This window comes from Acinetobacter sp. F-1, assembly GCF_022869025.1.
GTDB lineage: Bacteria > Pseudomonadota > Gammaproteobacteria > Pseudomonadales > Moraxellaceae > Acinetobacter > Acinetobacter pseudolwoffii.
Genome location: NZ_JAJKFX010000011.1, coordinates 90860 through 99074, shown reverse-complemented (window position 1 = coordinate 99074; position 8215 = coordinate 90860). Strand labels below are relative to the sequence as shown.

6 protein-coding genes and 2 pseudogenes are annotated in these 8215 nt (G+C 31.7%); 3 read left to right on the top strand and 5 right to left on the bottom strand.

From position 1 onward, the window contains the following. Positions 1 to 977, top strand: a pseudogene (locus LOZ91_RS11240) (type I restriction endonuclease subunit R); the annotation flags it as partial. Positions 978 to 1065: 88 nt separating this feature from the next. On the opposite strand, the gene LOZ91_RS11235 reads toward LOZ91_RS11240, so the two are convergent. Beyond that, the gene (locus LOZ91_RS11235; RefSeq protein WP_244783214.1) at positions 1066 to 1566 is read right to left on the bottom strand and encodes a hypothetical protein; all 501 of its coding nucleotides are present in this window, start codon (positions 1564 to 1566) and stop codon (positions 1066 to 1068) included. 85 nt (positions 1567 to 1651) lie between these two features. Between LOZ91_RS11235 and LOZ91_RS11230 the strand changes: the two genes are divergently transcribed. Then, positions 1652 to 1861, top strand: coding sequence for a helix-turn-helix transcriptional regulator (locus tag LOZ91_RS11230; RefSeq protein ID WP_244783213.1), 210 nt, complete (start codon positions 1652 to 1654; stop codon positions 1859 to 1861). A gap of 115 nt (positions 1862 to 1976) precedes the next feature. Further along, positions 1977 to 2448 (top strand): annotated as a pseudogene (locus tag LOZ91_RS11225) (transposase). Between the two features lie 82 nt (positions 2449 to 2530). Here LOZ91_RS11225 and LOZ91_RS11220 read toward each other — a convergent pair. From LOZ91_RS11220 to LOZ91_RS11205, 4 genes are read right to left on the bottom strand one after another with little or no spacing between them, the layout of a single operon-like run. Beyond that, positions 2531 to 2968, bottom strand: coding sequence for a hypothetical protein (locus LOZ91_RS11220; protein WP_244783212.1), 438 nt, complete (start codon positions 2966 to 2968; stop codon positions 2531 to 2533). 1 nt (position 2969) lies between these two features. Next, positions 2970 to 5285 (bottom strand): hypothetical protein, encoded by a 2316-nt coding sequence (locus LOZ91_RS11215; RefSeq protein WP_244783211.1) that lies wholly within the window; start codon positions 5283 to 5285, stop codon positions 2970 to 2972. Beyond that, positions 5275 to 6873, bottom strand: coding sequence for a site-specific integrase (locus tag LOZ91_RS11210; RefSeq protein ID WP_244783210.1), 1599 nt, complete (start codon positions 6871 to 6873; stop codon positions 5275 to 5277). The genes LOZ91_RS11215 and LOZ91_RS11210 overlap by 11 nt, the downstream gene beginning before the upstream one ends. Continuing rightward, positions 6863 to 8209, bottom strand: coding sequence for a site-specific integrase (locus LOZ91_RS11205; RefSeq protein WP_244783209.1), 1347 nt, complete (start codon positions 8207 to 8209; stop codon positions 6863 to 6865). The genes LOZ91_RS11210 and LOZ91_RS11205 overlap by 11 nt, the downstream gene beginning before the upstream one ends. Between the last annotated feature and the right edge of the window lie 6 nt (positions 8210 to 8215).

Sequence of the window (8215 nt, the reverse complement as noted above, 5' to 3'; positions counted from 1 at the left end):
TCTCTAAACCGTTAAACACGCTGTATGTCGATAAGAACTTAAAATACCATGGTCTGATCCAAGCATTCTCTCGCACCAACCGTGTCTACAATGATAAAAAACCATTTGGCAATATCATCTGTTTCCGTAACCTGAAACGTGCCACGGATGAAGCTCTAGCTCTGTTTTCCAATAAAGAAGCTCAAAAAGTGGTATTAGTACCAAGCTATGAGGAAATTAAACAGGATTATGAGTCCGCTGTTCAGAAGTTGCTCAAGATCACGCCTGATTATCAAAGTGTAGATGATCTCATTACGGAAGATCAGCAGCTGGAGTTTATTAAAGCCTTCCGTGAAGTGATGCGTTACAACGCCCAACTACAGACCTTTATTGAATACGACCAGAATCAGACCGTACTGGATAAACAGCACTTTGCCAATTTTGCTTCCAAGTATGCCGACCTGTGCCGTGATGTACGTAAGACCAATAAAAAAGAAAAAGTGTCGGTGCTGGATGATGTCGATTTCCAGCTGGACTTGCTGCACAGTGACCGCATTAATGTCGGCTATATCATCAACTTGCTTCAACTGGCTATTAACAGTGATGATGAAGGTAAACGTAAAAAGTACGAAGCACAGGTGCATGATCTGATCGGTAATGAAGTTACCCTGCATGACAAGCAAGAGCTGATTCAGAAGTTCATTGAAGAAAACATGCCGAAGATGATTAACGGGCAGAGCGTGCAAACGGCCTTTGCCGCATTCTGGGATGCTGAGAAAGAACAGGCCTATCAGCACCTCTGCGCCGAGGAAAACCTGAAACCTGAGGTGATGCAGAAGGTACTGGAACACTATCAGTTCACCCAGCGTTTGCCGCGTAAGGAAGAGCTGAAAGACCTGCCAAACTATAAGGTTAAGCTGTTTGAGCGGGAGAGCATTTTTAGCAATTTGATGATCAAGACACGGAAGCTGATTGAGAAATTTTACGTGGGTTTCTAATCAAAATCAGTAGAAAAACATTCTCATGTAAACGAAAAACTGCATGTGAATAAAGCTAATAAATTTTGAAGACTCTCTTTAGATCCTATTACTTTGAACTACATATATAATTAACAACTGATTCTACAGCTTTAATTTTTGCAATTAATTCTATAATTTGCCTTGATTTTATGCATATTACCTCTTCAATTTTTCTCTTAATTGAAGGATATGAATCTTTTAAAGCTTCTAACGCTTTGACCTCACTCATCAATCCTTCATATTTCACTTCAAGTTCAGCTTTTTTATTTAATAAATCCTGAACCGTTGTATCAATTTCATTAATGCCTGTATTGCGAATATATTTTAATTTTTCTGTTCCAGAAAATGTTCGTGAAGAACCCTGACTTTTATCTGAATCGAATGTTAAATATCCATCTTTAACTAGGCGAAATATTAAACGCCCAAACTTGTGACAATCAATGCTCGCATCTGTTCCATTAATTTCATTAATATGAAACATGAAATCCGATATTGTCCAAGATTGTATTTCATAGTGGTCAAAAACCTTTAAAAGCTCATTAAACAGGGGGTACTTATCAAGCTTCATAAAATTAACTCAAATAATGAGGATTATAATCCGTGGATTAATAATCATCAATTCAAGATAGTTCTCGTATTTATGGTAATTTACTATGAATGTCGAGTTAGCAAAATTTTTAGGATCAAATATAAAAGAAGTACGAAAAGCAAAGACAATAAGTCAGGAACAATTAGCACTTTTAACCTCAATTGATCGAAGTTATATCGGAAGAATAGAAAGAGGCGAAGTCAGTATTACCGTCGAAAAGCTTTATGACATAGCAAAAACACTTGAAGTAAAACCACAAAGCTTATTACCGTAATCTTTTAAAGAATTAATGCTATTTATTTAAAATAGAAGTCCTTTATATTTGACACTTGCAAGGCTTTGTTGCACAAGCCTACCACTGAAGGCTTCTTCAGCAATATAATTATCTAATGAAAAAGCTTACACCCAAAATCTATCGTACAATCAATTGGTCCACCTACAATAAAGCCTTGATCAATCGAGGAAACATATCAATTTGGTTTGATTTAGCTACCTAATGAGCGAATTGATTCTGTTCATACTGATGGAGCGTATGACATGAAATGCTGTAGACAATTGATTTTAGATCGTCAAGCAGATGCAGTCATTCCTCCAAGAAAAAATGCAAACCCCTGGAAAGATCAAAAAACAGGGTCTTTAGAGAGAAATGAATTATTAAAAACAGTAAAACGTCTAGGCAGAGCCGTTTGGAAAAAGTGATCTGGTTATCATCGGCGAAGCTTGGTGGAAACCAAGATGCACTGCATCAAACTATTAGGCGATAAATTAACGGCAAGGTGCTTGCCTTGTTAGGTGAATGAAATTCATGCACGCTTAGCAGTGTTAAATAAATTCACGGAATTAGGACGACATCATACCTAAATTGTCACTTGAGTTTGAGTAACTTAGGGAAGATCTATGTCTGATGCCTTTATGCAACAAAGCACACTAACAAGCGGCACTCTTACTCACGTTCCAAATATTTTTTAAGCAAATGTGGAGCTAAAAGATGATCTACTTTTAGGTTTGTTCTTAACTTAACTTCATCAATAATACTCATAAGAGTATTAGTATTTTGGTCTAGTTGGTCCTCCAATACACCAATTTGCTCTCGTAAATAAGTATTAGTATTAATCAAAGCCTGTCTTGTTTTTCTATTAACAAAATTTTGTTTATCTTTTTCACGAAGATTTAACTCTTCAATTTGTTTTGAAGTATAAATGTTGATTAATCTTTTACGATTAATACTGCTTAATGTACTTAAACCTCCTGAAATATAACCTTTTCTAATGAGGCGGTCATGCAATGCTTTTGGAGAGATTGGAGATTTATCAAAACCCTCTATCAACATTAATTGTAACTCTTTTTCTATTTCATCATCTAATTGCTTGCCACGTAACATACTAGTGTTCCTTTGATTCTAATTTCTTTTGCTCGATTGCAAATAATTCACTTAATGTAGTTGGCAGTTTATTTAAATGATTGCCATAGTCAAAAACCGGAACTGGAATGAGCTTGCTTTTTCTATATAGAGCTTTATCTTTAAGCTTAGTGAAATAGTCAATTTTTTTTCTTAAGTCTATTAACATTTCTTTATAGGTATCATCATCGATAACCAGTTTTTCTATTTTTTGGAATTGATCTAAAAAACGACCTAGCGTTTGCTGAATTGCGTCAAGTTCACCTTGACGGTCAGTTAAAGCAAAATTACCACATTGATCTCCAGATTGGCACGCTAATCGTTTAGGGCAGTCATGAACTGCTATTTCCCGCATACATGCCCCAAAAGGTAAGGGGTGCAAATAGGCATGACGTTGTACTAATTGATTTGCTTGAGTGACATCATCTTTAATAAGCTCATTAAAAGATTGAGCAATATCTTGAAAATATTCATCAAAGAAGGAATTTTTAATGTAATTTGAGACTTCACCCTTATTATCAAAGGTCTGTAAATTCTTTTTTAAATTATGCTCAAGATCTAAGTTTTTAGAAAAAAACATTAATCCATCATTCTTTATTGACTGTAAAGGAATAGGTACTGAAGGAATATCTTTTTCTTTATAAAAAACTAATTCATTCTTTTCAAATAAACTAGCCGCTTTTCTATATTGTTTTAATGCTAAATGTTGGTAATACTGATTTTGATTAATATCTACTCGTCCCATTAATATTGCTTGTAAATGTTCTGATAAACCACTTAAAGCAAGAAAAGTATTTATATTATGACGTGGGATATGTGATGAAATTTTAGAAAGCTCTTTAGTATCCTCATAAAGCATATATTTTTTAAAAACGGACACTTTGGAGGAATTTCCAAAAAAAGCATTAAATAAATTTATGTTAAATAAAATTATAATTGGTTGAATTATAAAAGATCCAAATAGATTTGTAGAGTTAAACTGGTGCAAAAATAAAATTTCTTCATATGGAATATCCTCAACACCTCCCATATAATTAAATTTATGATTTATTTTATAATTTTCAGCTTTATAACTAAGATATTTTTCAATATCTGACTTTAAATAATATCGTTTAATAATACCAGACTCTTTGACTGTTCTTTTTGGCTCAACTATATTGCTTAGTGTAGTGTAGATTTTATCTCTCTGATATCCATGGCCTTTTTTGCTTTCTTTAACAGAAAATATAGTTCCTATCAGATCATCTATTTCAACATAATCACTTTGAATTTCATCGAGTGATCGAGGTAAAATATTTATACACTGCTTTGATCTTATGTAGCGAAGATGTTCTCTATATTCCTTGGTCAAATCTAATACATTTTTAAAAATAAGCTCAACTAAATTCGCAGTTGATGGTTCTACCCAATGTATTCTATAGCCAGATCCTTTAGCCCCATGATATTGAATACCTAATGAGTATTGTTTAACACCATCTAAAGTTATATGTTCTTTGGTGAATGGGTCTAAAATAGGGCGCTTAATCAATGCATCTGTTTTTAATAAAAATGCTTCCGTTGAACGTAAACCTGTTATTATCAATAATAGCATAAGATTTAACATTAACTTTTCACCAGTAGCCTGACATAAGTTAATTAAAGAAACTATATTGATAAATGTTCTAATTGTAATTAGTTTTTCTTTATCTAAATCTTCCTCATTAAGCTCAAATTGATCAATTAAATCTTTTGTTTTTTTTGCATTTGGCGTTCTATTTTGACGATTAATATATAAAAATTTTTGTGAAAATTCTAAGGGCTTAGTTGTAAAGCCATAATGATTTAACATTTCTTGTAATCTTAAATATGTTCCAGCATGATCAGGTAAATTAGCCTTACTAGAGTTTTCTTCTAATATTTTAAAAGAACAATTTAGAATATTAGTATCTAGCATACATGGATGAACATTTTCCTTATCTTGATCTAATAAAGAACTATACCAGCGCTTCAAAACAAGCAACTCCGCATATAATTTTTGCGGAGATGATTTCATATTGGCTTTTCGATAACTTAGGATTAATACTGCTTTCATAAAATATTGAAATTCATTATCAATATTTAAATTTCTTATTCCTTTTACCCGATTAATACTGCTGAATGCGAAGCTAGTATTTGCACTTCTAGAAAGAAGCCATCCAGAACCACGTGTACCACCTTGCCATGTAGGATCATGCCAACTATTCTTAAAAGTAGGAGAAATATATTCATCAAAAAAAGCTTTCTGCTCATTAATAAAAGAAGTATAAAGCTCAATATTCATAGTTATCTTCCTTATACATCTTGCATCGCATGATTACAGACTCGATCTCAAACTTTGTTGATTCATGTACTCTAATTAGTGGATTTCTAGATATACCAATACCATCAGATAATTTAATTAAATCATTAATCTCTTCTTGGATACTGTTTAATACATTTGCATGATCAGCATCAACAAAAGGGTGAAAGTAAATACAACCGTAGCAATTGCGCACTGGCTGAAATAAACATTTTTCTTTATATGAACACCCACCAATATCATAATGAATATTGGCACCAATATTTCCTAAAACTCTCTTATTTCGCCAATTTTTTTTATAAACTAGACGGCCTGTAAGTAACATAGCTATCATTTGCTTATATAATGAATTTCTACCAAGTGCTTGAGCTCTAATCTGTGCCATTTCAGGTGTAGAAAATATGTAATGTCTAGCTGTTACTAGTGAAGAATGGCCTAAAACGTAAGCTATTTCTTCTGCAGTAGATCCAGCTATAGCTAGACTATATCCAACATGATGTCTGAAGTCTGAATAAGAATATTTTTGCTGAATCATTTCACCACAGAGAACAGCAGTTTTGTATGCTGCTGGAGCAAAATCGAATAATTGAGTGTTAATTGCAAATTGACAAAAATTAGCAGCGTTATCACCCATATTAAATAATTTTTCATCAGAACATAGCTTATATCTTCCGATATAAGCTAAAACAATATTAGCTAATTCTTCTGGTAGTTTTACTGCTATTTTTTCATGCACATAACGTGCTTGTTTAGCATAAGGAATTAAAATGCTATAACGATGAAAATTATCAAGATCTCTAGTCGTATCTTGTTTTATATCATTCACGCTCAATTTTGATAACTGAACAGGCCTAAGTCCAGATATATAGACTAAGCCAAGCATAGAAGCATATAGAAGGGTATGGTCTTTAACAGATTGAGGCTTAGTAACCAAATCATAGCCTAATGTAGTAAACCCTTGCTGAATCATCGTTATAAGAGGATAATCTATTCTATCTTCATATTCTTGATAATATAAATTAGAATTAAAGGATTTAGGGCGTTCAATAAATTCAAGTTCATATTCTTGATCAACATCAAATTCATAAAAATTTTCTATAGCTAACAATCTAACTAAAAATTTTAAATCATAATAATAACCACTATTATTTCTCTTGGCTAAGTCAATTAATATTCTTTTAAAGTTATTATGTGAAAACTTTAATTTTTTATCTTTTAGATATTTGATGGAAAATTTAAAAGCATTAAACTTAACATCTAATTTTGATGGTGTATTAATTTGGATATAATTAACTAGAAAAAACTTCAATAATTTAACTTCGTAATGGTCTAATTCATTGAAATCTAGAAATACTCTTCTACCAGAATACTTAAAATCCCATGTAGAACTTTCTATTTTAATAAATTTATCATCGAATTTATCAGCCTGATGAAATCGAGTTATTCTAGGTAAAGATAATGCATCTATCGTAATTAAGTCTTGGCTATAAAAAATATTAAAATCATCAATATATTCATGATTATCTTCCAAATCTAAGCCTAACTGTGGTGTTGTTTTTTTATTCAACATTTATACTCGCATTAATAATTCTACTTAAGTTTGAATGGTTAGCCCGTTCAACAATGAATCTTTTACCATAGTAGCTCGGCATTTCACTTGTTGGAGACCATCCTCCCATGCTACGCAAGTCTTCCTTTGCCTTATCTAAAGCCCCATGTATAACGTCATGTGAAGGATTTCTGAGTCTCACATCAGTTTCATATTTTTTAAAGGAATAACTTAACATCATATATGCCCAAGTATGACGACATACATGAGGAGTTAATTTCTCAATTGAATCATAAGCTCTGTCATCAAAATATTCTGGTACAGCGATTCTTAATGCTTCATTAATTTTATCAAAAAGCTTATTAATACTAGAGTAACTTAAAGCAGAGTAGGGTGCCTTTAAGGAAGTAAATAAAATTTCTGATGGATTATTTTTTCTAATCTGGGTCATATAAATATTCAAAAATTGATAGTCTCTCTCCTGTAATTCAAGGACTCGATAAGAATAATCATTTTTAATATTAGGTTTTCTTTGTCTATTATCAAACTCATCTTCTGTGTTCGCAATAATAAGACTATAAGACTTTCCCTGAATTGATTTTTTAATTGAATTAACTGTTAACAACATTAATTCACCAACTCTCAACCCATAGTTAAGCATTAAATGGACTATTAGGAAATTTCTAAACTGAGCATCATGTAGTTTAAATGGGTTTAAAGGATTAATAAGTCTTGAATTACTTGGAGCTATGATTTTGTATAAATCTTCGAGCATTTCAGTTGTTAAACTCTTAAAAAGATAGTTAATCTCATTTTTAATCGTTTTATTTCTTCTAGAAAAGCGATTAACTGTTTTTTTCTTATAATTTATATATTTATCTAAATTTTCTTTAATTCGATTAATTTCACTTCTTTTAAGATTTGGCTGTGAATGTAATGTTAAATATTCATCAATCAAGAACATATAAAATTTTAATAGGGATCTGACACGAATAGCCAGTGTGTCATAATTAATATCATTGTTACTTCTCAATCGAAGAACATTATAAAATTGATTATTATTCTCCAAATAAATTATAAAGTTATCAATTTCATTTTGAATAATTTCGAAATTATAAGCTGAAGAAAAGAAAGACTCACAGAACGATGTTGAATATTTGCTGAACCAATAACTGTACCAGAGTTTTAATGCGGTCAGATCTGCAGACTGTGTGGATAAACTTTGAAAGCGTAAAACTTTCATTGAGAATAACAATGGGTATAAGCAAGGGCAGTACGAGTCTAGGTCAAACAATAATATTAATTGTTTTTTAGTTGAACTATTTTTTGTCAAACGGATTGTTTTTAGTTCAAACATGATGAA